This window comes from Ferdinandcohnia sp. Marseille-Q9671 (genome assembly GCF_976954385.1).
Window position 1 is genome coordinate 576,965 of the sequence record NZ_CDRJTA010000001.1, and the last position, 25,885, is coordinate 602,849.

Annotated in this window: 30 protein-coding genes; 8 read left to right on the forward strand and 22 right to left on the reverse strand. The window is 38.2% G+C overall.

Going from position 1 to position 25,885, the window contains the following annotated elements; translation table 11 throughout:
• Positions 1-85: 85 nt before the first annotated feature.
• From ACWNMY_RS03115 to ACWNMY_RS03160, 10 genes are all read right to left on the reverse strand, one after another.
• Positions 86-1,249, reverse strand: coding sequence for a D-alanyl-D-alanine carboxypeptidase family protein (locus ACWNMY_RS03115; protein ID WP_449536828.1), 1,164 nt, complete (start codon positions 1,247-1,249; stop codon positions 86-88).
• A 219-nt stretch (positions 1,250-1,468) separates the two neighbouring features.
• Positions 1,469-2,770 carry a pyrimidine-nucleoside phosphorylase gene (locus ACWNMY_RS03120; protein WP_449536829.1) on the reverse strand — a complete coding sequence of 434 codons (1,302 nt, stop codon included), beginning with the start codon at positions 2,768-2,770 and terminating at the stop codon, positions 1,469-1,471.
• Positions 2,771-2,808: 38 nt separating this feature from the next.
• Positions 2,809-3,621 carry a purine-nucleoside phosphorylase gene (locus ACWNMY_RS03125; protein WP_449536830.1) on the reverse strand — a complete coding sequence of 271 codons (813 nt, stop codon included), beginning with the start codon at positions 3,619-3,621 and terminating at the stop codon, positions 2,809-2,811.
• Positions 3,614-4,816, reverse strand: a complete 1,203-nt coding sequence (gene deoB / locus ACWNMY_RS03130; protein WP_449536831.1) for a phosphopentomutase — start codon at positions 4,814-4,816, stop codon at positions 3,614-3,616. Before deoB ends, ACWNMY_RS03125 begins: the two co-directional genes overlap by 8 nt.
• A gap of 584 nt (positions 4,817-5,400) precedes the next feature.
• On the reverse strand, positions 5,401-6,291 hold the full coding sequence (xerD, locus tag ACWNMY_RS03135) for a site-specific tyrosine recombinase XerD (RefSeq protein ID WP_449536832.1): 891 nt from the start codon (positions 6,289-6,291) through the stop codon (positions 5,401-5,403).
• A 6-nt stretch (positions 6,292-6,297) separates the two neighbouring features.
• Positions 6,298-6,525: a YqzK family protein gene (locus ACWNMY_RS03140; RefSeq protein ID WP_449536833.1), complete on the reverse strand. Its 228-nt coding sequence runs from the start codon at positions 6,523-6,525 to the stop codon at positions 6,298-6,300.
• 257 nt (positions 6,526-6,782) lie between these two features.
• Complete coding sequence (gene fur / locus ACWNMY_RS03145; protein ID WP_449536834.1) at positions 6,783-7,256, reverse strand: ferric iron uptake transcriptional regulator; 474 nt, start codon at positions 7,254-7,256, stop codon at positions 6,783-6,785.
• A 115-nt stretch (positions 7,257-7,371) separates the two neighbouring features.
• Positions 7,372-8,022 carry a stage II sporulation protein M gene (gene spoIIM, locus ACWNMY_RS03150; RefSeq protein WP_449536835.1) on the reverse strand — a complete coding sequence of 217 codons (651 nt, stop codon included), beginning with the start codon at positions 8,020-8,022 and terminating at the stop codon, positions 7,372-7,374.
• Between the two features lie 149 nt (positions 8,023-8,171).
• The gene (locus tag ACWNMY_RS03155) at positions 8,172-9,353 is read right to left on the reverse strand and encodes an endonuclease Q family protein (protein WP_449538374.1); all 1,182 of its coding nucleotides are present in this window, start codon (positions 9,351-9,353) and stop codon (positions 8,172-8,174) included.
• Positions 9,354-9,360: 7 nt separating this feature from the next.
• Positions 9,361-9,912, reverse strand: coding sequence for an NUDIX hydrolase (locus ACWNMY_RS03160; RefSeq protein WP_449536836.1), 552 nt, complete (start codon positions 9,910-9,912; stop codon positions 9,361-9,363).
• A gap of 148 nt (positions 9,913-10,060) precedes the next feature.
• Between ACWNMY_RS03160 and mciZ the strand changes: the two genes are divergently transcribed.
• Together mciZ and ACWNMY_RS03170 are read left to right on the forward strand one after the other, a co-directional pair.
• Entirely contained in the window at positions 10,061-10,204 is a 144-nt protein-coding gene (mciZ, locus tag ACWNMY_RS03165) for a Z-ring formation inhibitor MciZ (RefSeq protein ID WP_449536837.1), read from the forward strand.
• 83 nt (positions 10,205-10,287) lie between these two features.
• The gene (locus ACWNMY_RS03170; protein WP_449536838.1) at positions 10,288-11,211 is read left to right on the forward strand and encodes an aldo/keto reductase; all 924 of its coding nucleotides are present in this window, start codon (positions 10,288-10,290) and stop codon (positions 11,209-11,211) included.
• A gap of 188 nt (positions 11,212-11,399) precedes the next feature.
• Here the strand turns inward: ACWNMY_RS03170 and ACWNMY_RS03175 are convergent, their stop codons facing one another.
• From ACWNMY_RS03175 to ACWNMY_RS03190, 4 genes are all read right to left on the reverse strand, one after another.
• Complete coding sequence (locus ACWNMY_RS03175; RefSeq protein ID WP_449536839.1) at positions 11,400-11,648, reverse strand: YqkE family protein; 249 nt, start codon at positions 11,646-11,648, stop codon at positions 11,400-11,402.
• Between the two features lie 391 nt (positions 11,649-12,039).
• A complete protein-coding gene (locus tag ACWNMY_RS03180; RefSeq protein ID WP_449536840.1) occupies positions 12,040-12,696 on the reverse strand; it encodes a CoA transferase subunit B in 657 nt (218 codons plus the stop codon).
• 4 nt (positions 12,697-12,700) lie between these two features.
• Entirely contained in the window at positions 12,701-13,399 is a 699-nt protein-coding gene (locus ACWNMY_RS03185; protein WP_449536841.1) for a CoA transferase subunit A, read from the reverse strand.
• 12 nt (positions 13,400-13,411) lie between these two features.
• The gene (locus ACWNMY_RS03190) at positions 13,412-14,599 is read right to left on the reverse strand and encodes an acetyl-CoA C-acetyltransferase (protein ID WP_449536842.1); all 1,188 of its coding nucleotides are present in this window, start codon (positions 14,597-14,599) and stop codon (positions 13,412-13,414) included.
• 174 nt (positions 14,600-14,773) lie between these two features.
• Between ACWNMY_RS03190 and ACWNMY_RS03195 the strand changes: the two genes are divergently transcribed.
• The 3 genes from ACWNMY_RS03195 to ACWNMY_RS03205 all read left to right on the forward strand — a co-directional run bounded on the left by ACWNMY_RS03195 (position 14,774) and on the right by ACWNMY_RS03205 (position 17,276).
• Complete coding sequence (locus ACWNMY_RS03195) at positions 14,774-15,685, forward strand: hydroxymethylglutaryl-CoA lyase (RefSeq protein ID WP_449536843.1); 912 nt, start codon at positions 14,774-14,776, stop codon at positions 15,683-15,685.
• A gap of 421 nt (positions 15,686-16,106) precedes the next feature.
• Positions 16,107-16,235, forward strand: coding sequence for a hypothetical protein (locus tag ACWNMY_RS03200; RefSeq protein WP_449538447.1), 129 nt, complete (start codon positions 16,107-16,109; stop codon positions 16,233-16,235).
• A gap of 132 nt (positions 16,236-16,367) precedes the next feature.
• Positions 16,368-17,276, forward strand: coding sequence for an alpha/beta hydrolase (locus ACWNMY_RS03205; protein ID WP_449538375.1), 909 nt, complete (start codon positions 16,368-16,370; stop codon positions 17,274-17,276).
• Positions 17,277-17,291: 15 nt separating this feature from the next.
• On the opposite strand, the gene ACWNMY_RS03210 is transcribed toward ACWNMY_RS03205, so the two are convergent.
• Positions 17,292-17,534, reverse strand: a complete 243-nt coding sequence (locus tag ACWNMY_RS03210; protein WP_449536844.1) for a DUF2552 family protein — start codon at positions 17,532-17,534, stop codon at positions 17,292-17,294.
• Positions 17,524-17,862, reverse strand: a complete 339-nt coding sequence (locus tag ACWNMY_RS03215; RefSeq protein ID WP_449536845.1) for an iron-sulfur cluster biosynthesis family protein — start codon at positions 17,860-17,862, stop codon at positions 17,524-17,526. The genes ACWNMY_RS03210 and ACWNMY_RS03215 overlap by 11 nt, the downstream gene beginning before the upstream one ends.
• A 197-nt stretch (positions 17,863-18,059) precedes the next feature.
• Between ACWNMY_RS03215 and ACWNMY_RS03220 the strand changes: the two genes are divergently transcribed.
• Entirely contained in the window at positions 18,060-18,254 is a 195-nt protein-coding gene (locus tag ACWNMY_RS03220) for a CDGSH iron-sulfur domain-containing protein (RefSeq protein ID WP_449536846.1), read from the forward strand.
• A gap of 115 nt (positions 18,255-18,369) precedes the next feature.
• Positions 18,370-20,172, forward strand: a complete 1,803-nt coding sequence (locus ACWNMY_RS03225; protein ID WP_449536847.1) for a dihydroorotate dehydrogenase — start codon at positions 18,370-18,372, stop codon at positions 20,170-20,172.
• 32 nt (positions 20,173-20,204) lie between these two features.
• On the opposite strand, the gene ACWNMY_RS03230 is transcribed toward ACWNMY_RS03225, so the two are convergent.
• The 3 genes from ACWNMY_RS03230 to ACWNMY_RS03240 form a co-directional block, all read right to left on the reverse strand.
• A complete protein-coding gene (locus ACWNMY_RS03230; protein ID WP_449536848.1) occupies positions 20,205-20,753 on the reverse strand; it encodes a GNAT family N-acetyltransferase in 549 nt (182 codons plus the stop codon).
• Positions 20,754-21,028: 275 nt separating this feature from the next.
• The gene (locus ACWNMY_RS03235) at positions 21,029-21,361 is read right to left on the reverse strand and encodes a YolD-like family protein (RefSeq protein WP_449536849.1); all 333 of its coding nucleotides are present in this window, start codon (positions 21,359-21,361) and stop codon (positions 21,029-21,031) included.
• A 36-nt stretch (positions 21,362-21,397) separates the two neighbouring features.
• Positions 21,398-22,660 carry a Y-family DNA polymerase gene (locus ACWNMY_RS03240; protein WP_449536850.1) on the reverse strand — a complete coding sequence of 421 codons (1,263 nt, stop codon included), beginning with the start codon at positions 22,658-22,660 and terminating at the stop codon, positions 21,398-21,400.
• Between the two features lie 155 nt (positions 22,661-22,815).
• Between ACWNMY_RS03240 and ACWNMY_RS03245 the strand changes: the two genes are divergently transcribed.
• A complete protein-coding gene (locus tag ACWNMY_RS03245; RefSeq protein ID WP_449536851.1) occupies positions 22,816-23,010 on the forward strand; it encodes a YqzH family protein in 195 nt (64 codons plus the stop codon).
• Between the two features lie 322 nt (positions 23,011-23,332).
• Here ACWNMY_RS03245 and ACWNMY_RS03250 read toward each other — a convergent pair whose 3' ends face one another.
• The 3 genes from ACWNMY_RS03250 to ACWNMY_RS03260 form a co-directional block, all read right to left on the reverse strand.
• On the reverse strand, positions 23,333-24,124 hold the full coding sequence (locus ACWNMY_RS03250) for a MerR family transcriptional regulator (protein ID WP_449536852.1): 792 nt from the start codon (positions 24,122-24,124) through the stop codon (positions 23,333-23,335).
• A gap of 140 nt (positions 24,125-24,264) precedes the next feature.
• Positions 24,265-24,765, reverse strand: coding sequence for a GNAT family N-acetyltransferase (locus ACWNMY_RS03255; RefSeq protein ID WP_449536853.1), 501 nt, complete (start codon positions 24,763-24,765; stop codon positions 24,265-24,267).
• A gap of 12 nt (positions 24,766-24,777) precedes the next feature.
• The gene (locus ACWNMY_RS03260; protein ID WP_449536854.1) at positions 24,778-25,818 is read right to left on the reverse strand and encodes a glutathione S-transferase family protein; all 1,041 of its coding nucleotides are present in this window, start codon (positions 25,816-25,818) and stop codon (positions 24,778-24,780) included.
• Positions 25,819-25,885: the final 67 nt, after the last annotated feature.

Consider the following 25,885-nt stretch of genomic DNA (forward strand, 5'->3'; position numbering starts at 1 on the left):
AGGCGCGTTTATTTACCTTCTTGACAGATTGGGTTTTGACCTCGTGGGGCTAGGTTGCTTGCGCTAGACACAATAAACTACCTGCTTAAGGAGTCTTATTAAAACTTCCCATTGTGCGTTTAAATAATTTCCACCAGCTAGCAGAATCAATATTCTCAGCTGCTACAAGAGGGCTTTCACTAAGAACCTTGCCATCTTTTTTAATCACTAATTTACCAATTTCGTCACCTTTTTTAATTGGTGCATTTATTTTATCTGCGACAACAATTTCTTGTTTGACATCATCTATTTTTTCACCTTTTTTTGTTAATAGTGATATTTGCTCAGAGGTAACAAGCTTAACTTTCTTTTCGCTACCTTTGCTAACCTTTGCATCTGCGACCTCTTGGTTACGCTCATAAAGTGGATGTGTCTTATATTGACTAAACCCATAATCCAGCATTTTTGTCACCTGCGCATTACGCTCCTTTGGAGTCGGTGCACCAAAAATGACTGATATTAAACGCATATCCTCTTTTTCAGCTGTTGCTGTAAGACAATATTTCGCTTCAGTAGTAAAACCTGTCTTTAAACCATCTACTCCAGGATAAAATCTCACAAGTCGATTTGTATTTACTAACCAAAACTTATCTTCTGAGTCCTCACGTAAATAATCTTCATATTTTCCTGTGAAGTTTGTAATATCCTCATATTTTAGCAATTCCTTTGACATGATTGCCATATCGTGTGCAGAACTATAATGGTTTTCAGCAGGAAGGCCAGTTGGATTTTGAAATAATGTATTTTTAAGTCCCAATTCCTCAACCTTTTCATTCATCATTTCAACGAAAGCTTCTTCCGAACCTGCTATCTTTTCTGCCATGGCAACAGATGCGTCATTGCCTGAACCGATTGCAATTCCTTTTAACATTTCTTCAACTGTCATTTCTTCGCCTGGTTCAAGAAAAATTTGTGATCCACCCATCGATGCAGCGTGTTCACTAGTTCTAACCTTGTCAGAGTAGGTAATACTACCCTTATCAAGAGCTTCCATAATTAAGAGCATTGTCATTATCTTCGTCATACTTGCTGGCGGAAGCTTTTCATCACTATTTTTCTCGTAAAGAATTTTCCCTGTATCTCGTTCAATAAGTATTGCGGATTTTGCATTATTCGCTAGATCAACAGTGGATTCCTGTGCAGAAGCGAAAGGGCTAAAAGTAAAAATCATGATTGTAAAAATTAACAGATTAATAAAAAAGCGTTTCATCTCCAAACCCTCCATTCTTTATACTTTCCCATTTTTTCCAACAAACCAAAAATTATACATAGAAAGTTGTAGGCCCACAGTCTTAGGCTCCAAGTATATAAACATCAAAAAAGCAGGCTTTAATCCCTCTAGAAAGCGAATTTCTAGACCTAAGAACCGTTTGTACATAGAAATAGACAAAAAAAATCCGAGGATTTCTATCCTCGGAAAGTGAGTAAATTAAGAAATATTATCTTTAATTAAGGTAGGTGGTGTTACTGGGTTTTGAGTAATTTGTATACTTTCAGAAAGTTTCTTCTTGATTTCATCAATCTTTTCAAAATTGCTATGAATCGTCACAAGAGTATCACCTTTAGATACTTTGTCTCCAATCTTCTTTCGTAAAACTAAGCCCACTGCCAAGTCTATCGTTGATTCCTTCGTTGCTCTTCCAGCGCCTAATAACATAGCAGCCGTACCAATTGAATCAGCTATGATTTCTGATATATATCCATCAGTTTCTGCGTTGAATTCAAACTTATATGTAGCCTGCGGCAATCTATCGGGTGAATCGACGACAGTAGGATCTCCTCCTTGTGATGATAGGAACGTTTTGAAAGCCTCTAATGCCTTCCCATTGTTAATGGATTCTTCTAGCATTTTTCTTGCTTCATCAAGAGTATTTGCCTTCTTCGCAAGTACAACCATTTGGCTCCCCAGCACAAGACAGAGTTCTTGTAAATCTTTTGGGCCTTCACCCTTAAGAGTATCGATCGCTTCTTTAACTTCAAGAGCATTCCCAATTGCGAAACCTAGAGGTTGACTCATATCAGAAATAATTGCCATCGTATTTCTGCCAACACGTTTTCCGATTTCAACCATTGTTTCAGCTAATTCTCTAGCATCCTCAAGATCTTTCATGAAAGCTCCTGCACCCGTTTTTACATCAAGTACAATTGCATCTGCACCAGCAGCAATTTTCTTACTCATTATCGAACTAGCAATCAAAGGGATACTATTTACTGTTGCTGTTACATCCCTTAGTGCATAAAGCTTTTTATCTGCAGGTGTTAAATTACCACTCTGACCAATAACCGCAACCTTATTTTGATTGACAAGATGAATAAACTCATCATTATTTATCTCAACATGGAAACCTGAAACTGACTCGAGCTTATCAATCGTTCCACCTGTATGCCCTAGACCACGCCCTGACATTTTGGCAACGGGTACACCAACCGAGGCAACAAGTGGTGCAAGAACCAATGTAGTTGTATCGCCAACCCCACCTGTACTATGCTTATCAACTTTTATTCCTTCAATTTTTGAAAGATCAATTGTATCTCCAGAATGTACCATAGCCATTGTAAAATCAGCACGTTCTTGTTTTGTCATGCCTTTAAAGTAGACGGCCATTGTAAAAGCACTCATTTGATAGTCAGGTATGTCACCTTTGGTATATCCATTTATAATAAAGGAGATCTCCTCATTGGTTAGCTCCTGACCATCTCGTTTTTTTTCGATAAGGTCTACCATTCTCATTGTATATTCACCTTTTTCAACTATTGGTTTTGTATTTCTTAGATCTTCTTCACGACTTGTTTTACTAGTGATAGAAAGTCAGCCTTTACCTTTTCAGTTGTCTCGATTACTTCATCATGTGTTAGTGGCTGGTCTAATATTCCGGCAGCCATATTGGAGATACATGATATCCCTAGTACCTTTAAATTTGCATGGCGTGCAATAATTACTTCTGGTACGGTAGACATACCAACAGCATCTCCACCTAAGGTACGTAGCATTCTAATTTCAGCAGGGGTTTCATAAGAAGGTCCTGTCATACCAACATATACACCCTCTTTAATATCAATATTTAGTTCCTTGGCTACATCTTTTGCTAATGTACGAAGTTCTTTTGTATATGCTTCAGACATATCTGGAAATCTTGGTCCAAATTTCGAATCATTTGGTCCGATAAGCGGATTTTCTCCAAAATTCAAATGGTCGGATATAATCATTAGGTCTCCTGCATGGAATGATTCATTAATTCCACCCGCTGCATTGGTTACAACTAATGTAGTTACACCAAGCTCTTTCATTACACGCACGGGAAAGGTAACTTTATCAAGACTATATCCCTCGTAGTAATGAAAACGGCCTTGCATCGCTACAACTGATTTCCCTTGTAATGTTCCAAATACAAGCTGGCCAGCATGCCCTTCTACAGTTGATACCGGAAACTCTGGAATCTGATCATAGGGAACGTTGATTGGATTTTCGATTTCTTCTGCTAATACCCCAAGACCTGAACCTAAAATTAATCCAATTTCTGGAATAGATGGGCTTTTCTCTTTTAAATATTGTACTGATTTTTCTATAACTAATTTATCCATTCTCATTTCCTCCGTTAATCTCTGAAAGAAAGCTCTTTCCGTGTTTAGGTAGAGTTACATTAAAATTGTCCGCTACCGTTGCGCCAATATCAGCAAAACTTGTCCGTAATGGAATTTCTCTGCCACCATCCATTTTTTTGTTATACACTAGTAACGGAACATATTCACGTGTATGATCCGTACCTGGATGTGTTGGATCATTCCCATGATCGGCAGTGATGATTAATAAATCGTCATCGTTTAGCTTTTCAAACACTTCTGGTAATCGTGCGTCATATTCCTCCAAAGCCTTTCCATAGCCTTCTGGATCACGTCGATGTCCAAATAGCGCATCAAAATCTACAAGGTTTAAGAAGCTTAAGCCCGTAAAGTCCATTTCTAGTGTTTGAACTAATTTGTCCATGCCATCCATGTTTGACTTCGTGCGAAGAGTATTTGTAACCCCTTCACCATCATATATATCGGATATCTTCCCAATCGCAATCACGTCAAATCCGCCATCACTTAACTCATTCATAACAGTTCGATCAAATGGCTTTAATGCATAATCATGACGATTTGAAGTCCTGCTAAAATTACCTGGCTCCCCAACAAATGGACGAGCAATTACGCGCCCTACCATATATTTTTCATCAAGTGTCAACTCGCGTGCAATCTCACATATTTTATATTGTTCTTCTATTGGAACTATTTCCTCATGGGCTGCAATTTGTAAGACTGAATCTGCTGAAGTGTAAATAATTAATTTACCAGTCTTCATATGTTCTTCGCCAAGCTCATCAATGATTTCCGTACCTGAAGCTGGTTTATTTCCTAAAATGCCACGGCCTGTCCGTTTCTCAATTTCATCTAAAAGTTCCTTTGGAAACCCTTCAGGGAAAACTTGGAATGGTGTTTCAATATGCAACCCCATTATCTCCCAGTGTCCGGTCATAGTATCTTTTCCATTAGATGCTTCTTGCATTTTTGTATAGTAAGCTAATGGTTTGTCTTGAGCAGGAATCCCTTTGATTTCTCGTATGTTACTCAAGCCTAGCTTTGCCATATTAGGCATATGTAGTCCATTTCTTGCTTCCGCGATATGCCCTAGAGTATCCGAGCCCTCATCGCCAAACTTTTTTGCATCGGGTGCCTCACCGATTCCTACTGAATCCATCACAATTAGGAAGATTCGTTTATATGTATGTCCAGACATGTGTATCATCCCTCCAAAAGTCAGCTGAGCCTAGGCGTTGTTGCGACTAGCTTTGTATTCGATCTGCTAGAAGAGCATCTAGTAGTCCTATAACAACCACCAAGGCTTTAACTATACTCAATTAATTTGATTGTATCTATGACTGAATATAATTAATCTATGCAGTATTTTCCCCTTCTAGCTACAACTTACTCAAATTTTCGTTTTTAATCACTCGTCAGAAGTCTGACATCTTTGAGTATATAGCTGAAAGTAGGTAATTTCAAGAATAATACGTAAGATTTGGCAAAACTTTATGTATGAATAGTAAAAAAGACAAAAGCTAGACAATTATTGTCTAGCACAGACTGTTGACAAACGCTCGCATACTGCGTTGCTTGCCTCTCTCGTCCGCTCATGAAGGCAACTTCTATTCGCGTCTTCGATCGGCTTCACGCCTTGTTTGACATGCGTTTTCAAGGCAGTCTGAGTACATAATGTAACCAGAGATTTTCATATTAAAAGAGTGTAGGCAAAGTCATTTCTGATTTGCCTACACTCTGAGCTAGAGCTAGTCTTTATTGTCTAGCAATCTATTAAAAATATTAAGCTCTTGGGTGATACATTTTATACACGTCCTTAAGACGCGCTTTAGTTACATGTGTATAAATTTGTGTCGTTGAAATATCGGCATGTCCTAACATTTCCTGAACAGCACGTAAATCCGCACCATTTTCTAAGAGATGTGTTGCAAACGAATGTCGAAGTGTATGTGGAGTAAGTTCCTTCTCGATCCGAGCTACCTTTGCAATTTTCTTTAAGTTTTTCCAAAAACCTTGTCTTGTCAGACGGTTCCCATGATGATTGACAAAAAAGGCATCGGTTTTCTTTTGTTTTACTAATTGCCCTCGTGCATCTTCTGTATAATGGAGCAATGCCTTTGTAGCCACACTGCCAAGTGGAACAATCCGTTCCTTGTTACCTTTTCCAAGACATCGTATAAATCCCATAGATAAATGTATATCTGATAAATTTAGATTAACTAACTCACTAACCCGAATACCAGTAGCATATAGTAGTTCTAGCATCGCCTTATCCCTGATACCTAGGGGATTGTTCAGTTTGGGAGCATCTAACAGTGCCTCAACCTCTTTAATGTTTAATACCTTAGGCAATGTTCGTTCTGATTGCGGCGTTTCAATTTGTTCAGTTGGATTATGAGTCGTTACTTTTTCCCTAAATAAAAACTGGTGAAAAGAACGTATTGAAGCAATGTTTCTTGCTAGTGTCTTTGAGGATTTCCCTTGTTCCTTCAAGTATTTCAAAAAATGAATGACCTGAAGTCGACTTACCTCATTAAATGATGTAATAGATTCAACCTTCGTTAAATATGCATAATATGTTTTTAAGTCCCTTTCATAGGACATGACTGTATTGTTTGCAAGTCTTCTTTCTACGACTAAATAATGCAAATAATCTTTTACTTGATCTTCCACTACTCTCTACTCCCCGTTTCGGTAAAAAAACAAAAGTCTGTCAACTAGGCTTTCTTCCTTCTCTTCAATCATTGAAGTCGCCTTAACTGAATTCCCTTCTGGCTCATCATACTTTTGGTAATTTTGATATTCCTCATTAATCCATATAATACCATAATAAAATAAAACCGTGCAGCCGGTAAATAGAACAAACACCTTTAACGTATCATATACGACTCGTAACCATTGTTTCATCTAGTAATCCTCCAATAATAATTAAATCTACCTTGACCGTAAAGAGATTCGAGATTTGTATTTCTCAGCCTGAGGTATTTTTCTATTTAGTCATAGGGTAGCCCTACTGAATAAATATGGTCATATTAGAAGATATGCCAAATTCAACCGGTTTTATACATGCTTATCCCATTTTAGAAGGATTTCTTACCAGAAACTTATGTACCTATGAAATTATGAAAAAATAAAAACCCTTTCCATAGTGGAAAAGGTGTGATTTATAAAAGACTATTCTCTTCTTCTCTTTTTGCTTCTTTATCATGGCATCGATGACATATACCGTGGAAGGTTAGTCGATGGTCTTTAATAATAAAGTTCCAATTTTTTTCAACAATTTCTTCTACATCCTCGAGGAGGTCTTCTTGAATTTCGTCCACTGCTCCACATTCAATACATACGAGGTGATGATGGAAATGTGCTGCACCTTCTTGACGGAGGTCGTATCGTGACACACCATCTCCGAAATTTATTTTATCAACGATTTTTAATTCAGTAAGTAATTCAAGTGTCCGATATACAGTTGCTAAGCCGATTTCTGGCGACTTTTCTTTTACAAGGAGGTAAACATCTTCGGCACTTAAGTGATCCTCTTCATGTTCAAGTAGTACCCGAACGGTCGCCTCACGCTGTGGCGTAAGCTTATAACTTGACGAATGCAGCTGTTTCTTAATTCGATCAATCCGATTTTCCATGTAAAAAATTTCCCTCCCTCGCCGTTACCTCATTATTATAACAGAAGAAGGGGCACTGTCCAAATAAAATAATTATAAATAACGCAAAATAATAATTATCTTTTAATAATAATTATTATTGTTTATTAACTACGTCAATAACTTCCTTCATTAAGACAGGAGATGCGAATGCTTCCACAGCAGAAGCGATCAATATTACAAAAGTAACGGCAAGCATTAACAGCGAATATCGTGAGAGTAAGTGTAAAATTGGTTCATTCATACGCTTCATAAACTGTTGACGAATCATTTTTAATGAGAATGCGACTGCCACAGCCCCTACAATGATGAAAGTAGGGATAATTAATAAATTTTGTGGTAGTACTGATACAAATGATAGTAAAAATCCACTCCAGCCCATTTGATTTACAAGAAAACCAACCGTAAATCCAACTACAACCCCTTTTAAGAATAGAAGGATTAATATAATGGGAAGGCCAATAATTGATATACCTAAAAGCCAAATGAGCCCAACATATTTAAGGTTGTGGAGAAAGCTTTGTTTAAACATGTCGGTTGAATTTGCATATGTTCCTTCCGATACCTCACCAAAGAATCTACTTAAATAAAAATATAAGTCTTCCTTTTGACTAAAGTTAAGACTATTTACAACAATAGCCCCAAAAATAACACCCATTAAAAATAAAATAGAAATAAACAAATATATCGATGAATGCTCCCGAAAGTGGTTGGCTATGATTGTTTTAAATGGACGTTGCTTTTTCATCTATCGTTCCTCCTATCAATCTCTTAGTAGATTCTATGAGAACGTATAGATTTCTATGACAAACTTGCAAAACAATTTCTAGCATTTCACTTTATTTGATAGAAAACAGACCCCCTATCCAGGGGTCTGTACATGATATAAATTTTAGGTTATTCGGTTTCTACACGGGAATCTACTTTACCGTATTTCCCTCCTCCACCCGCTTTAAATCGCATTGTTCCCTGGCGTGCCTTCATGATAGCGTCCACGATTTGTGAACTTACAACATGTCTTAGCTCCTTTTCAGGTATCTCGTGGAGTATTGCCATTTCTGTCTTAAAATAATCTCGTAGTTTTTGTAATGTCTTTGGACCTAATCCAGGAATAAATTCAAGTGGTACCTGGTGAATATAGGGAGGCCTATTTAGATTTGGTTCATCACTAGTTTTTAGCTCATGTAACCTATCAAATACTCCCTTGACGAATCCTTTGTGTCCACAACTTGGACAAACTTCAACCATGACATCCTCGATAATCGTTACACATTTTTCACAAGTAGTCCTATGGTATTTACCTAATAAAGGATCTAAGCCGTAATTTGCTATAATTTCTCTTCCGTCTTTATGATGAAGTGCCAGGCGAAGCTCTTCAAACGTAGGCTCATTCATTCTTACAACTTGATATTCTCTCGCAATTTTTGGTAGAGAATGGGCGTCTGAATTGGATACAAATGTGTACTGATGTAGTTCCTTAATTTGGTCAGCCATTTCAGTATTTGAACTTAATCCAAGTTCAATTGCATCGATTAACGTTTCATCAAAAACCTCGGTTAAGGATTGTGCGACTCCCTTTCCATACATGCTTTTATAGGGTGTAAACACATGGGCAGGTATAAAAATCCCCGCTAAGTCTTTTACCTTTTTTTGCAGTTCCTTCCCACTCTCATAAATTCTCTGGGAACTTAACGTTATATTTTTCATTCTCGCAGTTAACCATGTTGAGAAATCTTTCATTGTTTCAATTGTAGGCATAAAGGCGAGGACATGGATGGGACCTTTGCAGTTCTCATCATAGATTTCAAGTTCACTCCCTAAAATGAGGGTCACATTCTTAAACCGTAATCCACCTTCTTCATAGGGATAAACCTCTCCCCTTGCGATAAGCGCTTCTAGCTCTTGGATGACCTCTGGAACATGGCAATCAATTACTCCAATCATATCCATTCCCTTAATTTCAGTGGACTCCCTTAGAATATTTTCAATTGTTAAGGTCTTGGCACCAGTAATTTTTACAGGTTTCCCTGAATTTGTTCTACCTATATGGATATGTAAGTCTACAAAGTAATTGTCCATCATGGCTTTATTCTCCTAATGCTTGTTGTAGTTGTAAGTACTGAACAGCATAAGCTGTTTTTGCGTCATAAATTTTTCGTTCTTGTAAAAGATTTAAAGCTTCATCTAACGTAATTTCTAATACGTCTACAAATTCGTCCTCGTCTAACCCTGCAGGATTTTCGATTTTTCTTAAGCCTCTTGCAATAAAAAGATGAACCAATTCATCTGCAAAACCCGGTGAAGTATAGAAGGAAATCAGCGGTGTCAGTGAATCACACTCATATCCAGTTTCTTCTTCTAATTCTCTTTTTGCCGTGTATTCAGGAGCTTCTCCCTTTTCAAGCTTTCCTGCAGGAATTTCAATAATTACCTTATCCAACGCTTTGCGATATTGTTGTACCATGACAAGCTTGTTGTCATCCGTGACAGCGAGTACCGCTACAGCACCAGGGTGCTTAATTAACTCTCGTCTACTAGTATGTCCATTTGGTAATTCTACTTCCTCTATATGTAAATCAATAATCTTTCCTTCAAAAAGAACTTCCCTACTAATTGTCTTTTCTAGTAAATGATCCATCAATACCAGCTCCTTGTTCTATCAATTATCTACACTTCATATATTTTAGCATAGATAATCTTATCAAATACGCTTTGGCTTATTTGTGTCCTGATTTTTTTGAGGAATCTGTTGGAGTCATAAAGTTGAAAATCCTAGGGGGTACGCTATGAAAATTGTGATAGGGAAAAATAGGATAACATTAGTGGGCAAGGCCTGGGAAATCCGTGAAAAACTTAAGGAATATGGTCGCTCTTTTCAAACCGTACAACAGTGGATTGATCATGGAAAAACAACACAAAAAAACAAGTAAGCTGCTTTATCCTCGTATCATTTGTCGTTCGTATTTTTAAACGTTAAAATGAGAGTAGACACAGGATATGGAGGGGTAAGCTTTTGGATAAAAGAAAAATTGGTGATTCCGATTTATATGTAAGTAAGATTGGACTCGGCTGTATGTCGATTGGTACTGAAGAAAATAAAGCACTTCAAATCATTGATGCTGCGTTGGATGCAGGGATTAATTATCTAGATACGGCTGATTTGTATGACCAAGGACTTAACGAGGAGTTTGTAGGAAAAGCCATTAGACACAAAAGACAAGATATCATACTTGCTACTAAGGTAGGAAACCGTTTTGAAAAAGGAAAGCAAGGATGGTCATGGGATCCTTCTAAATCCTATATAAAAACAGCGGTAAAAAATAGTTTACAACGCTTACAAACCGATTATATTGATTTATATCAGCTCCATGGTGGAACAATTGAGGACCATATCGATGAGACGATTGACGCCTTTGAAGAATTAAAAAAGGAAGGCGTTATCCGGTATTATGGGATATCCTCTATCCGCCCAAATGTGATACGAGAATATGTCAGGAAATCTTCTATTATAAGTGTAATGATGCAATATAGCATACTAGACAGACGGCCTGAGGAGCAAATGCTTCCATTTTTAAAAGAACAAGGAATAAGTGTGGTCACACGTGGGCCAGTTGCAAAAGGCTTACTTACAAATCGACCTCTTGAGGCAGTAAGTGAAAACATGAAGCAGAATGGTTATTTAGATTATTCCTTTGAGGAACTTGAAACTGTGGTTTCTACGTTAAAATCAGAGGTGGCCAATGGCCGACCTTTAACTGACATTGCACTACAATACTGTTTATTTGATGATGCTGTTGCTTCTGTTGTTACAGGGGCAAGCTCAATCGACCAAATTACAAGTAACGTTGCTGCAGCAAGTTCACGGCCACTTACTACGGAAGAAGTACTGAAAATTAAACAGATTACAAAGGCTTCTGTTTATAATGAGCATAGGTAAGCGAGTCATAATTCCGTTACTGATTAACGATTTTAAGTTTATAAACAGTAAATTAAATTAACGACAGTATTCTTGATTTAAATACAGTAGCCCCCACAAAGTGGGGGCTACCTTATTTCTTAGGCAGTCTCTTCAATCAATATAGTTGGCACTTTATATAGAAGCAACAATCTTTTAGAAAAGAGCCTTTATTTATAATCAGACCACTTTAGGTTACTTTCGTTAAACAATTCTTCGAAAGATTTATTTTTTTCTCTTTGTCTTCTCTCTTCTCGTTGTCTTTCGAGGGCATCTTCCTGTTGCTTTTGCTCCTCAGCCTTTAGTTGCTTTTGTGTATCCTTTAACTTTGAAAGAATATCTTCATTTAGGTAATCACCAAGACTTAGCTTTTCATCTGTTTGCTTTTTTGCAGATGGCCTTTGTTTCTTTTTAGCCATATTACTCCCTCCATACTATCAAATGCACCTCGGCGTATTTGTGCCCGATTTTTAGGCCCACACGAAGTGGGTCATAAAGACGTTGCCACAGGATGTGGAGTTCTTAGTCTTTGATCCTGCGCTCGAAAAATTCACTTTAAAAAATCGTGGCATCAGCCGGAGGCTTTAGGCCCACACGAAGTAGGTCACTCAGACGTTGTCACAGGAAGTGACGTTCTTAGTCTGAGTTCCTTAATTTCAGATGGGGTTTGAACCTCATCTGAATTGTATACTCTTTTGCATACTTCCCCACTTATAAGAAGAGGGGACTTCTGCTGAATACAGTAGACCAATTCGTACCCATTATAGCATAAAAATGCGAATAACCTGGCATTGGTTATTCGCATAAATTCTAATAGGCATCAAGGACTACGTGGTCATCAATAATTAACTCCGGTTCAGTCGAGGCTTTTACATCTTCAATTGTATAGCCTTTTGCTACCTCTATTAATTTCAACCCGTTCTCAGTCACATCGATTACCGCACGATCGGTAATAATTCGGTTCACAACACCTTTACCAGTTAATGGAAGGGTACAGTTTTTCAGAATTTTTGCCTCACCTTTTTTATTTACATGATCCATAATTACAATTATCTTCTGGGCACCGTGAACGAGATCCATCGCCCCACCCATCCCTTTAATCATTTTTCCAGGGATCATCCAATTTGCGAGGTCACCAGTCTCCGAGACTTCCATTCCACCTAGGATAGCTATGTTAATATGCCCTCCACGTATCATTGCAAAGGATTCTGCACTGTCAAAATAGGCTGCTCCAGCTATAGCTGTTACAGTTTCCTTTCCTGCATTAATTAAGTCCGGATCAACATTTGCTTTTTCTGGATAGGGACCTATTCCTAGTAATCCATTTTCAGATTGGAGGACAACCTGCTTATTAGAAGATATATAGTTTGCAACAAGGGTAGGCATTCCGATTCCAAGATTCACGTAGAATCCATCGTTAATTTCTTTCTCAGCCCTTTTTGCAATCTTTTCGCGAGTATTAGTCATATTCTTATTGCACCTCCCTTGCTAATGTCAAACGCTCAATTCGCTTCTCTTGTTTTCCAACTATCATTCCTTGAACATATATACTTGGTGTTTGGACCATGTTTGGATCCAGCTCACCTATTTCATAAAGTTCCTCAACTTCAGCAATCGTCACTTTTCCAGCTGCAGCTATCATAGGATTAAAGTTCCGGGCTGTTTTGTTATAAATCAAATTGCCCATTTTATCGGCTTTCTGTGCACGAACTAGGCTGAAATCAGCTACAAAGGCTTCCTCTAATACATACTCTTTTCCATTAAATACTCGAGTTTCTTTGCCTGCTGCTATAGGAGTTCCAACTCCCGCAGGCGTGTAAAACGCCGGAATTCCCGCACCACCTGCCCGAATTTTTTCCGCTAATGTCCCCTGCGGAACAAGTTCGACCTCAAGTTCACCCGATAAGGCCTGACGTTCGAATTCCTTATTTTCTCCAACATATGAACCTATCATCTTAGTTATCTGCTTATTTTGTAAGAGCAGTCCAAGCCCCCAATTATCAATCCCACAGTTATTTGAGATGACTGTTAGGTTTTTAACCCCTGTTTCAGCTAATGCTAAAATAAGGTTTTCTGGAATTCCACATAATCCAAATCCACCAACCATTATTGTTGATCCATCTTTTATCTCTTTTACAGCTTCCAAAAACGAGGAATATATTGGTTTCATATGGTCACCCCATTATTCAATATTTTCAACAATTGTAGCTACCCCTTGACCGCCGCCAATACATAGTGTGGCTAATCCGTAGCGTTCTTTTCGACGTTTTAGCTCGTGAATTAATGTTACCAGAATTCTTGCTCCACTTGCTCCAATCGGATGACCTAAGGCGATTGCTCCACCATTTACATTTAAAATATCATGATTAAATTGAAGTTCACGATCAACTGCAATTGACTGGGCAGCAAAAGCTTCATTGGCTTCGATTAAATTCATATCACTCACATGTAAGCCAGCTCTGTCCATTGCCTTCTTCACAGCTGCTACAGGACCAATCCCCATAATACTTGGGTCTACACCAGCATTACCGTTTGCCTTTATTGTGACTAACCCTTTTATACCAAGCTGATCGGCTTTTTGCCTGCTCATCACGACAAATGCAGCTGCGCCATCATTAATTCCAGACGCGTTCCCTGCAGTTACAGAACCATCCTTTTTGAAAGCCGGGCGCAAACCTCCTAGTTTCTCTACCGTTGTCCCTGCTTTAGGGTATTCATCTGTTTCAAAGAGAATGCTTTCTTTTCTCCTTTGTGGAATTTCAACAGGTACAATTTCTTCTTTAAATTTACCTGCTTCAATTGCTGCAACTGCCCTTTCTTGACTGCGGGCAGCAAATCTATCCTGTTCTTCTCTCGTAATCTCATATTTATCACATAAATTTTCAGCTGTGATTCCCATGTGATAGTCATTAAACGCACACCATAGCCCATCCGAAATCATACTATCTATAAGCTTTTGGTCACCCATTTTGAAGCCATTGCGGCCTCCCTTTAAAAGATAAGGAGCTTGACTCATATTTTCCATGCCACCAGCAACGACTACTTCTGCATCTCCTGCTAAAATTGCCTGTGTTGCCAAGTGGACAGCTTTTAATCCAGACCCACATACCTTATTTATAGTCATTGCAGGCGTTTCCTGTGGCAGACCTGATAGTAGTGCCGCCTGTCGTGCTGGATTTTGTCCAACTCCCGCCTGCAAAACATTTCCCATAATTACTTCGTCGACAAGAGTATAATCGATTCCTGCTTTTTCTAGTGCTCCTTTAATCACAACAGCTCCTAGTTCAGGAGCCGATACTGATTGAAGTGTCCCTCCAAAACTGCCAATCGCCGTTCTGACAGCGCTTACAATAACAACTTCATTATGCATCTTCAACATCTCCCTTTTCCTATTCTTACGATGATTTATGTATTCTTATAACATGTATATTTCTAGACCTTTTTCGAAATCCCTCTTATTTTGTCTAAATTTCTATTATTCTTGCTTTTTCTAAAAAACCTCAACTAGAATAGAGTTATCATAAGTTTTGCTGGAGGGTTGTCTATGCAATTACCTAAGCAAGTTACAATTATCGAAGTTGGGCCAAGGGATGGGCTACAAAATGAAAAAAGCCTAATTCCCACTGAAACAAAAATTGAGTTTATAAAAAAGTTAAAAATAGCAGGTATTCAAGAAATGGAACTAACCTCCTTTGTATCACCAAAATGGGTTCCACAAATGAAGGATGCAGAAGCCGTCATTACTTCCTCTTTAGACAACAATCGTAATATCGTATTAGCCCCAAATCGTAAGGGGATTGAAAGACTTTATGATACAAACTGCAGAGCGGTGGCTGTATTTGTCGGGGTGAGTAATAGTTTTAATAAAAAAAATATCAATCAATCAACCAATGAAAGTATGGAGGAATTAAAGCCGCTTATTTCGGAATTAAAACAGAAAAATTACTTTGTTCGCGCATGTATTTCTACATCTTTTCATTGCCCGTATGAAGGTAAAGTGAACGAGGAAGCTGTCCTCCAATTGTGTTCAACATTTGTCCAATACGGTGTAGATGAACTAAGTGTTGCAGATACAATTGGAAAAGCTAACCCAAAAGAGGTTTATTCCCTTTTTACCAAACTCAAAGAGCAATTACCTAATACCCTTTTGACGGCTCATTTTCACGACACCAGAGGCATGGCCCTCGCAAATGTTCTATCAGCACTACAAGCTGGGATTGACCGTTTTGATACTTCTGCAGGTGGTTTAGGTGGATGTCCTTTTGCACCGGGAGCTACCGGAAACGTTGCAACTGAAGATGTTGCTTATATGCTTGCTGAAATGGGAATAGAAACCGGACTGGATCTTACCAAACTCACCCAAGCTGTTGACGTTATTAAGCCTTATTTAACACGATCAATTGATAGTAAATATTATCGATTACAAGGAACAAATGCGCAAGCGCCTTTAACGTGAACGTCCACTAAAGTTTGCCAAGTCCTGTGATAAAGGCGGACGTCAGCACATCCTCGAAAATGCTATGAATATGCTTTCGAAGCTTTCCTTGCCCTGTGCAAGTCCGACCTCGAGGGGCTAGGCGCTAGAGCTGGACGTAGATAGACTATGCTATGAATTTTAAAAATTGGTAGTGTAAAAATAATCCAAACCAGAATAAAATAGGAATATTTTTTTAAAAACTCCACAACCTATCCATGATATTTTAAGTACTTATTCAAAAGTCACAAATTAGAAGCAAGAAAATCAGGAACTCCCGGAATGAGGACCGGAGCGTATTTTTTTATACGTGAGTACCGGAAAGGCCGAGTGACGCCGAGATTTGAAGTCTTATCATTTGGTGACTTTTTGAATATCATATTTTGGAATGGAGTTGTTAAAGTTGACCAAACGAGATAAAGGTCGCTCACAAAAAGGTAAACCAAATGCAGATACTACGAATAATACAATGGCTGCAGTGGAAATGGAAAAAGCAATTCATCCTACTAAGCGTCAAAATTCAGAGCAATGACATGAAACCGTACCAGTCACAGGTACGGTTTTTCGTATTCTTTTTTGGGTTAAAATGGTAAAATAATAATGTTTATGGATGCTCGCTTTTTACACATATTTATTTTTCAGGAGGAGCGTTTTCATGAAAAGGTTGAAAAGGCTATTTATCACACTTGGAGTCCTCTTAGGCTATATCGCTGCTATTGGTATGATATTTTCAAATACCGTTATGTTTATCAAAAAGAAAACGGATGAAGAAATTCTTGAACGTGAAACTCGAGAAGGCCGGCTTACTTTAGATGAGATCGAGTCCCTTCAAAAAGAAGATGTAACCATTGAGTCTAAGTTTGGCTATACCATTAAAGGCTGGTTTGTAAAAAAAACAGAAGAAAAAAAGTTTATCATTATCTCTCATGGTGTCACTCAAAATAAATTAAATTCAATTAAGTACATGAAACTTTTTTTACAGCGAAATTGGAACGTTCTACTTTATGACCATCGTCGACACGGAGAATCCGGTGGAAAAACGACTAGTTATGGGCATTATGAAAAGTTTGATCTTCATTCCGTTGTTTCGTGGGTTAAAGAACAATTTGGAGATGATAGTGTCATCGGAGTCCACGGAGAATCAATGGGAGCTGTAACGACACTGCTTTATGCGGGGATGATTGAAGATGGAGCTAATTTCTATATCGTGGATTGTCCTTTTTCTGACTTTGAAGCTCAACTTCGATATTTATTGAAAGTTGATTATAAAGTTCCTGCTCCTTTGGTGCTTCCTTTTGCGAATATGTTTTTAAAGTTTCGTGATGGATACAGCGTGAAAGATGTTTCCCCTGTTTCCGTGATACAAAATATCAAAAATCCGATTTTGTTTATCCATAGTGCTAAAGATGATTATATTCTGCCCGAAATGACAATGGAGCTTTATAAGCGGAAGGAAGGTCCGAAACAAATGTTAATTGCCGAAAAAGGCAAACATGCGTATTCTTTTGCTGAAAATAAAGAAGCCTATGAAAAAGTTATTGATGATTTTCTGCATGAATATGTAAGGGACTGAAAAATCAGTCCCTTATTATCCTAATACATCTGTTATTTCTTTAAAGTTCTCGTCAATCCATGCTAATGCCAGTTCAATAGTCTCGAATTCCTGTACCTCAAAAGTTACTTCATCCTGTAGAAGCCATACATCCTTTTGTTCATGATTTGCCCCTGCAACAGACCAATGAAGGAGACTATATGGATGGTTATCATGCAAAAAAGAAACCCATGTTTTATTTTCTGCTATATTCCGTATTGCTTTAAGTTTAGTGCCCATTTACTTCACTCATTTCTACAAATCGTAATCGGGGATTGAGAATTTCGTTTGGACTTCTTAGCTGGTAGCAATTTGCCGTTTCAACTACGTCAACAGTCATATTTTCATCTAAAAATACCATTTTTGACTTTTCAACTAAGAGAGGTCGATAATTTGTTTCTAGTGTTAGGTCATCATAATCTTCCGATTCCACTAGCCACAATGCGGTTACCCCACTCATTACACAGCCACAGCCTTCTGTCTGGTATTTTAGCTTAAGTTTTTTATCTTCATTTTTAATTTGTGAGTTTAGTTTTTCAATTGCACGTTCTGTAAATGTTACCTTCACTTTCTCTCCTCTTTCTTCTTAATATCCTTCACATATTGAAGTGGAACTTTGCTGAATAAAGTTAGTCCTATTTTAACATATCTTAATTCCTTCTACATATCATTACAGTAACCTCAGGTTTATTTACATTTGTATTTAGGCAAATAATTCCTTATTATCAATAATAATACTATATTTTTAAAGGAGGAACATAACAGATGTCAAAGGTAACAATTAAAGTAAATGATAATGGCTCACTACGCATTACTGGTGATGTTGAATTAGTAGATGCGGAAGGGAATGCATTTCAAACCAAACAAACCTTCTCCCTATGTAGATGTGGTTTGTCTAAAAATAAACCTTTTTGCGATGGATCCCATAAGGGAAATTTTGAATCAGTAGTACGTGCTTAAAAAATGATAGGCTTAAGCAGTAACCGAACGTTTATTGCGTTCGGTTTTTCATTATGTAATAGCTCAGATATGGTACAATACTGGTAAGTATAAGACAGTCACGGAGGTACAAATCATGCCTGATTGGTCATATCATGTACTTTTTCAACCCATTTTGTCTCATCTTTCACCGTATTGGTCTAGAGAGTTTATACATAGAGGAATGAATACTATAGCTTCCCTACCTGGCGGACACCGAATCATTCATTTTCTTGGTCGAGAGGAATCTTCCACTGCTGTAAAAAAGAATATCCAAGGCTTCGCTTATGCTAACCCTATTGGACTATCCGGAAAGGTTGATCCTTTATTAACAGGTTCTAAGGCTTTTTCAAACCTCGGCTTTGGATTTATCGAGATTGGTCCAGTAACGAAAGAGTATGTAGAGACTCCAACCCTACCAATAATCGACCACCAAACACAACTTATCACTTTTCCATCAAATTATGAATCTATTGGGATTGAAAAAACAGTTCAAAAATTAAAAAAGTGGAAACCGACACAACCAGTATGGGCACGGATAGACGGTACTATAGAAGAACAACTTGAATTAATGAGAAGATTGGAACCCTTTGTCTCTGCTTTTGTTACTTCTACTATCGATGAACAGATTTTTCGAGATACTTCTGGACGTCCTGTTTATCTCTCGGTTCCTATTCAAAGGGTTAAAGAGTTACCCATTAATAGAATGAAAAGGATTATTTCCGGTATTGTGATAGACGAACCAAGTGGTACAAAAAATGACGTCTATTTGGAGGAACTAGTAAATTCTATTCATTTTTTAAGGAATCGCGGTTTCACCCTCCCTATAACTACAGTTGGAGGTGTCTATGAACCTGCTGATGCAGTAAAGCTGTTTGACGCTGGTACTGACCTTGTCATGCTTTCAGGAGGATACATATTTTCAGGTCCTGGTCTTACGAAGCGGATTAATGAAGCTCTCTTATACCAAGAACAGCCAAAGCCTCCGGTACATCCCGCCTGGATATGGTACTGGCTATTCGGACTGGCCATTTTGATTGGTGGTATAATTGCTCTTCTCTTTAGTCTGACGACGATTATTCTGCCATATGATGAACAATTTCTCGGGATGAAAAGAGAAGATATCCTCCTGTTTAATGATCGAATCCTTTATTTCATGGCGCATGATCGCATGACTCTGGCAGGTACGATGATTTCTGGTGGTATTGTGTATATGGCATTAGCTCGGTTTGGGGTTCGAAGTCACTTGCTATGGGCAAAGCAGTCCATTGATTTGGCAGCTATCCTAGGCTTTTTAGGGATTTTTATGTTTATTGGCTACGGGTATTTTGATTGGCTTCATCTTATCTTTTGGCTTATTTTATTACCAATCTATTTAATTGCTTTTAAGAAAACAAGACATATTAAAGGGACAGCCACATCACTCAATTTACGAAATCATCTCGTTTGGAGACGTAGTTTACTAGGTCAACTAGCCTTTGTAGTACTTGGATTTTCATTTATTTTAGGAGGAGCTGTCATTTCTTATGTTGGAATTACAAGTGTGTTCGTTTCAACCGATATTCTCTATTTATGTATGCCGCCTGAGATACTTGATTCTTTTAATGACAAACTGATTTCAGTAATCGCCCATGACCGTGCTGGTTTTGGAAGTGCACTTCTTAGTGTTGGATTTCTGGTCCTCACTATTACCCTCTGGGGATTTCAGCAAGGCAACAAATGGGTATGGTGGACGTTACTAGTTGGGGGAATTCCGGCTTTTTTTGCAGGGATATGGATTCATTTTGCTATTGGATACACGACATTTTTCCACTTACTTCCCGCTTATTTTGCACTTTTTCTTTTTATCACCGGACTTTGTACAACATACCGTTTTTTTCATATGGGAAAGGATATATAGAAAGGAGCCTGCAAAGTATCAGGCTCCTTTTCTCATTTCGTATTTTCCCAGTCCTCTGCTAGCATTCCATATACCACATGATCTACATAATGGTCATAGAGCCATTCACTTTGTCTAATCTTACCTTCATTAACAAAACCAAGTCTTTCTGGAATCGCCCGACTCTTATCGTTTTCTACAGCTGCACGGATCTCTACACGGTTAAGTTTCATAGTTTCAAAAGCGTACTCTGTCAGCACCTTTGCTACTTTTGTCATGATTCCATTCCCTTGATACTGTTGGCCAAGCCAGTATCCGATATGGGCAATTTTATTGGACCAATCAATTGAATTATAGCTTGCTACCCCTACAATTTCATTCTTATAAACTATGGCGGTATAAAGTCCCTTTTGATCTACATAGCTTTTTTTACAAGACTCAATATACGCTTTTGTGTCTTCTATTTTTGTTGTAGTGTCTAGCCAAGGTAGCCATTCTCTTAGGTATGGTCTCGAACCTTCAGTTAAATTAAAAATCCGTTCCGCATCATTTGTTTCAACTAATTTAAGTGCCAGGTCTTCGTCAATTTGATAGACAAACATTCTTCATTCCCCCCTTACATCTATATACTTTTCTCTATTCCCTTGTAAAAATCCTTCCTCATGGGATTACGTAATTACCCTAATAGACTGCTTACTTACCTCACGATTCTCTCAAGAAATAATGACCGTCTTACCTTTAAAAGTACTGTAGAGATTTTACCGTATAATGAAGATTTGACACCTCAAACCGTTCCTCAAACTACCCCTTGGTTGGAGGTGCGAAACCTTGTACTATTGCCAAGGATACTAAAAAAAATCCCTCTTTTTGCGAGGAATTATTCCGAAAATCTTACATCTAGCAACATATTTACAGGGATGTAATGCACTTCGCCAAATTTATCAACGACATGCAATCTCCCTTGTAGCGCATCATAGTGATGAATGGTACCTAGAAGGAGCTTATGATGTTTGTACTCATAATGTGTAAGTACTAACTCTCTACCCTCCTCCATTGCCTGACAAAGTAGTCCATTCATTTCCTCAATTTGTTGCTCATCTAATTCAGGTTTTTGTTCATACGTATCTTCTTCCGCCCAATCTCTAAGTATTTTCACATGCTCTGGCAGCATCATTGCTGTCCATTTTATTGATCCTCGGTCTCGAATCATTCTCGTCACCTTTCTTATGTCTAGCGTTTTTAGTTATTACTCTGCCTTATGTCCACCAACAAGCTTACTACGATGTCTTGAGGTTCCGGCATTGGTATAGGAAACTGCACGTAAGATTGCATCTGAACCATATTTCCCACGGATTCCATCCATTACATAGCCGAGTTTGTGTTGTTTAACCCTATTTAAATAAAACAAATCCAATTGCATTTGTGTGTCATCCTCAATATTTGAAAGTGCAATATAAATTTTGCGGACTGTCTTTTGTGCATAAAATTTTTTGAATAGCTCTAGACACACCTCATATATTTCCATTGTGATATTTGTCGCAGTTTCAATTGTTTTTGAACGGTAAAACCCTCCACCAAACTCATCCCTACTATAATCAAGCCCAAGACTAATCGTTCTTCCTGCTTTTTTATGCCGGCGAGCACGTCTTGCTACCTCTTCACACATCTCTAGAATTACATGCTTTACTTCTTCTGGGTCCGGGTAATCACGCAAAAGAACCTGGCTTTTCCCAAAGCTAATTTGTCCCTGCATAATAGGAGCACCAATTTCTGATAAATCAACACCCCACGCATGGTAATAAAGCTGATTTCCCATAACTCCAAATTTCTTTTCAAGCAGTTCGAGTGGGTAATGGGCAAGCTGACCAACTGTCGTGATTCCCATCCCATGTAAGGTCCGTTCTACCCTACTCCCGATTCCCCACATTTCCCGTAATGGAGAAACTGGCCATAGTTTTTCGGGAATATCTTCATACGTCCATTCTGCAATTCCTTTTTTCTTCGCTTCCAAATCTAAGCAAAGCTTTGACATCAGCATATTAGGTCCAATCCCGATTGCACAGGTAAGACCATACTCAGCCTCAAGTTCTTGTTTTATTTTACGAGCGATTGTTGTCGCATCTCCCCATAATTTCTCGGTCCCATCAATTTTTATAAAACTTTCATCTACGCTATAAACATGGATTGCACTTTTCGGTACATATCGATTAAAAAGCCTTGTAATTTCAGTTGAAATTCGTAAATAGGTTGCCATTTTGGGATTCACAAGCTGAATTCTTGGATCCTTTGGGATTTCAAACAATCTTGATCCTGTTTTTATCCCAAATTCTTGCTTTAGTTTTGGCGAAGCCGCAAGTACGATACTTCCCTGTCTCTCCGTATCCCCGACGACCGCCAAATAGCACTCAAGCGGATCAAGACCTAATAAAACTGCGGCACAGCTTGCGTAAAAGCTCTTTATATCCACGCACAAAATCTTTTGAACGGGTAGCTTGCTGTAATCCACCATGTACATCATCTCCAAAAAGAATGTATGTTCGTATCATATTCTTAATGATAAGAGAATATACGTTCGATTTCAATGGAAATTTAAAACAGAAGTTAGTGGAGAATCATTTCGGAAACGTACTATAATAGGGTAAGTAGAAAAAGAGGTGCCGTTTAATGGATGAGAAATTCATTCGAAAATTGATTCGAAATTACTTTTATCAATATCAGCACGATAGCGATTCCGTGCCATTATCTGAAGAGGATTATAGAGGATTAATCATAAAGATCAAAAAGCGGCAGAATGCCGAACCAGAGGAAGCCCTGTACGACATCATAAATGATGTGATATATGAATACGTAACGACTTGAAAAAACCGGTCTGAGAAAAAACACTCTGAGGGCACAGGATTAACGAGTGAAAAGGTAATAAAACAAAGAGTTTTGCGCAGCTTTGACTACAAGTGGATTACTAAAACCATTCGCATCATACAGATAATGGAAAAATATACGCTGAGAGCACGACTAATTGTAACATTCTTCCACTTGCGCATGGTTTTTAAGTAAAAAGGTAATAAAATCATGCGCAAATAGGTTTGCGCATGGTTTGACTACAAGTTGCTTCATAAAAGCATCCGCATCATACATAAAATGGCAAATCCTATTTCCGAAGGTCTAATAAAATTTCTAAAATTCACTTAGAATCGTCAACATCAACCATATTCTGAGACATATAATATTCCATTGCCTCATTGAGCCACTTTTCCTCTTCTGCTGTGTAAGGCGAAGGTGCCATTTTTTCAAGGTTCATTAAGAGAAGTTCCTCATCTGTCTCTGTAAGGTTTAACTCGGCTAAGGCATGCATAGCATCTTCACCTATAAAAGAAAAGGAAGCTTTCAAGTATTTATCTATCATAGCCTGAACCTCTAGATTATGAACTGGCTTACCATATAAACGCTTAACTTCTTTTGATAATTGAATAAACTCCTTATCCAAGGCTAGCCGCTCTTCTTCTGATTTATTATAAAAATACTCTACAATGTCTGGCTTTGTATGCTGCTCTAGCCAAAGACGTTGTTCTTTTTCGGTTTGGGTACTATTAATCAGACTCATTAGAACAGCACTATCAACCTCCCCCTCTTCTTGGAGTAACGCTATTGTACGAGTAATGGCAGAAAGTGCAGACTCAATCTGCTCTTTCTTCTCTTCAAAAGCTTTTTTCTGAATCTGTAAAGACTCGTTTAAACTAAGGTCAAAGCTAGATTCATGAATCATTTCCCCTATTTGTTCTAAGCTATAACCTAGAAATTTGAAACTAACAACTTTCTGCAAGGTAAGTAGATCTTTGTTTGTGTATTGGCGATGGCCCGATGATGGGTGCTTATCAGGTGAAAGTAATCCAATTTCATCATAATAGTGCAGGGTTCTTATCGAGATGCCCGTTCTATCGGAGAATTCCCCTATAGAATAAAAATCATTCTTCATTAAATAAGTCTCCTTTCTAGCTAAAACTTCTTCTCAATTTGATTTTACATCCTTACGTAACTGTAGGTTCAAGAAAAATTCCCCTATAAACTAAAAAAAAGAACCAAAACGCTGCAATAGCGGATTGGTTTTTTTCAGTATTATATAGACAATCGGAATGCTTTTACGATAATCCCATCATTTGCAGGTTCAAAGTCATACTGTGGTAAACGCTCAAAGCCGTGCTTTGTATATAATGTAATCGCAGCCTTCATGAACTCACCAGTGTGTAAACTGATAAACTGGTGATTTTTCGCTTTTGAACGCTTGATGCATTCTTCAATCAAAGCTGAGGCCACCCCCTTACCTCTAACATCAGGATCAACTGCCAGCATTCTGATTTCAGGGTAATCTAGTGCCTCCAGCTGGCCTTCATATGCGTCAATTTTAGCAGGGAACAAAACGACACTCCCCGCAATTTTTCCAGCAAGTTCACAAACAATAAGCTCTACACCTGGCTGTCGATCTGCTTCTGAGGAGATAGCCTTCTTAAGTGCTTCCCAGTGGGCAGCAGGAATTGCTTGCGAATGCTCAAAATACGCTGCAACTCGCTGTTTCCGAATAAAATCTACCTCATCCTGTTTTGCATCACGAATTTTCATAGTTATCCACACCTACCCTTGAATCAAGAACTTTTCTTTTTTATGGCTCAATTGCTCGCGGTTATGTTCAGTAAACCACACGGATTCATCTGGTCCTTTAGGAAGAATATTTACTTCCCCTTTCGCTGGGTCAATCGTAATGGATAAATGATAATGCCTTTTTATCGCATCAAAATCCGTTGTTTCACCGAAACCAGAAGTCTGGTACAAGTCACGGGCATAGCCCCATAAATTAGGAAACTCACGAATTAAGTTTCGGTTTGTTCGAAATGCAGAATAATAGGCTGCATCAAATCGAACCAATGTGGTATATAAGCGAACATCTGAATCAGTTATAAAGTCACCAAATAGAAAACGATGCTTAGACAAGCGTTCCTCTAACTCATCTAATCTAGTAAACAATTGATTATAGGCTTGTTCGTAGGCTTCCTGTGAGCGAGCAAACCCACATTTATACACACCATTGTTTACCTCATGAAAAATGATGTCATTCAATGCATCAATCTCTTCACGCAAACCAATCGGATATAAATCTGGAGCGTTTTCCTTATGGAATGGAGCCCATGCTGTTTCAAAATAATTGGTTAGTTTGAAATAATCATTGTTAACCGCTTGTTTTGTTTTGACATCAACCATAACTGGAACGGTCGGTCTACCAGTGTAATCAGGGTCTGCATTCTTATAGGCCTCACTTATGTACCTTACCCCAAGAACAGGATCGACCCCATTTTCATCTAAAGAAAATTCCCAATCCACATGTTCAATTCGTGGTCTCATAGGACTTACCGTACCTAAGCTAATTGCAGCTTCTAAGCCAAGGATTTTGCGAACTATAACCGATCGGTGCGCCCATGGACATGCCGCTGACCAAAGCAGGCGATAGCGCCCAGCTTCAACGGGTAACTCATTTGTCTGAGATCCGAAAGGTGTGGTAAAGCGATTGATTTGACGGTTAAAAGATCCATCAGATGTAATTTCTTGCGGTTTTTTTGCGGAATCCGCTTCGGTTTTTACCGGAACACTACAACTACTTGCTTGATTATTTTGTGACATTAGTCTCTCTCCCTCTGTTTGCTACTCTATAACCAAATTTTAATACACAGTAATGTAATCAGTTTAA

Coding starts and splice junctions, on each gene's coding strand:
- ACWNMY_RS03180 (WP_449536840.1), bottom strand. CDS start 12,696: ATGACTAATACTCGCGAAAAGATTGCAAAAAGGGCTGAGAAAGAAATT.
- ACWNMY_RS03250 (WP_449536852.1), bottom strand. CDS start 24,124: ATGAAGAATGATTTTTATTCTATAGGGGAATTCTCCGATAGAACGGGC.
- ACWNMY_RS03195 (WP_449536843.1), top strand. CDS start 14,774: ATGCAATTACCTAAGCAAGTTACAATTATCGAAGTTGGGCCAAGGGAT.
- ACWNMY_RS03225 (WP_449536847.1), top strand. CDS start 18,370: ATGCCTGATTGGTCATATCATGTACTTTTTCAACCCATTTTGTCTCAT.
- ACWNMY_RS03125 (WP_449536830.1), bottom strand. CDS start 3,621: ATGGATAAATTAGTTATAGAAAAATCAGTACAATATTTAAAAGAGAAA.
- ACWNMY_RS03235 (WP_449536849.1), bottom strand. CDS start 21,361: ATGATTCGAGACCGAGGATCAATAAAATGGACAGCAATGATGCTGCCA.
- fur (WP_449536834.1), bottom strand. CDS start 7,256: ATGGAAAATCGGATTGATCGAATTAAGAAACAGCTGCATTCGTCAAGT.
- spoIIM (WP_449536835.1), bottom strand. CDS start 8,022: ATGAAAAAGCAACGTCCATTTAAAACAATCATAGCCAACCACTTTCGG.
- ACWNMY_RS03190 (WP_449536842.1), bottom strand. CDS start 14,599: ATGCATAATGAAGTTGTTATTGTAAGCGCTGTCAGAACGGCGATTGGC.
- ACWNMY_RS03160 (WP_449536836.1), bottom strand. CDS start 9,912: ATGGATCATTTACTAGAAAAGACAATTAGTAGGGAAGTTCTTTTTGAA.
- ACWNMY_RS03120 (WP_449536829.1), bottom strand. CDS start 2,770: ATGAGAATGGTAGACCTTATCGAAAAAAAACGAGATGGTCAGGAGCTA.
- mciZ (WP_449536837.1), top strand. CDS start 10,061: ATGAAAATTGTGATAGGGAAAAATAGGATAACATTAGTGGGCAAGGCC.
- ACWNMY_RS03175 (WP_449536839.1), bottom strand. CDS start 11,648: ATGGCTAAAAAGAAACAAAGGCCATCTGCAAAAAAGCAAACAGATGAA.
- ACWNMY_RS03155 (WP_449538374.1), bottom strand. CDS start 9,353: ATGGACAATTACTTTGTAGACTTACATATCCATATAGGTAGAACAAAT.
- ACWNMY_RS03260 (WP_449536854.1), bottom strand. CDS start 25,818: ATGTCACAAAATAATCAAGCAAGTAGTTGTAGTGTTCCGGTAAAAACC.
- ACWNMY_RS03255 (WP_449536853.1), bottom strand. CDS start 24,765: ATGAAAATTCGTGATGCAAAACAGGATGAGGTAGATTTTATTCGGAAA.
- ACWNMY_RS03220 (WP_449536846.1), top strand. CDS start 18,060: ATGTCAAAGGTAACAATTAAAGTAAATGATAATGGCTCACTACGCATT.
- ACWNMY_RS03140 (WP_449536833.1), bottom strand. CDS start 6,525: ATGAAACAATGGTTACGAGTCGTATATGATACGTTAAAGGTGTTTGTT.
- ACWNMY_RS03185 (WP_449536841.1), bottom strand. CDS start 13,399: ATGAAACCAATATATTCCTCGTTTTTGGAAGCTGTAAAAGAGATAAAA.
- ACWNMY_RS03230 (WP_449536848.1), bottom strand. CDS start 20,753: ATGTTTGTCTATCAAATTGACGAAGACCTGGCACTTAAATTAGTTGAA.
- ACWNMY_RS03115 (WP_449536828.1), bottom strand. CDS start 1,249: ATGAAACGCTTTTTTATTAATCTGTTAATTTTTACAATCATGATTTTT.
- ACWNMY_RS03240 (WP_449536850.1), bottom strand. CDS start 22,660: ATGGTGGATTACAGCAAGCTACCCGTTCAAAAGATTTTGTGCGTGGAT.
- ACWNMY_RS03210 (WP_449536844.1), bottom strand. CDS start 17,534: ATGGGCACTAAACTTAAAGCAATACGGAATATAGCAGAAAATAAAACA.
- deoB (WP_449536831.1), bottom strand. CDS start 4,816: ATGTCTGGACATACATATAAACGAATCTTCCTAATTGTGATGGATTCA.
- ACWNMY_RS03245 (WP_449536851.1), top strand. CDS start 22,816: ATGGATGAGAAATTCATTCGAAAATTGATTCGAAATTACTTTTATCAA.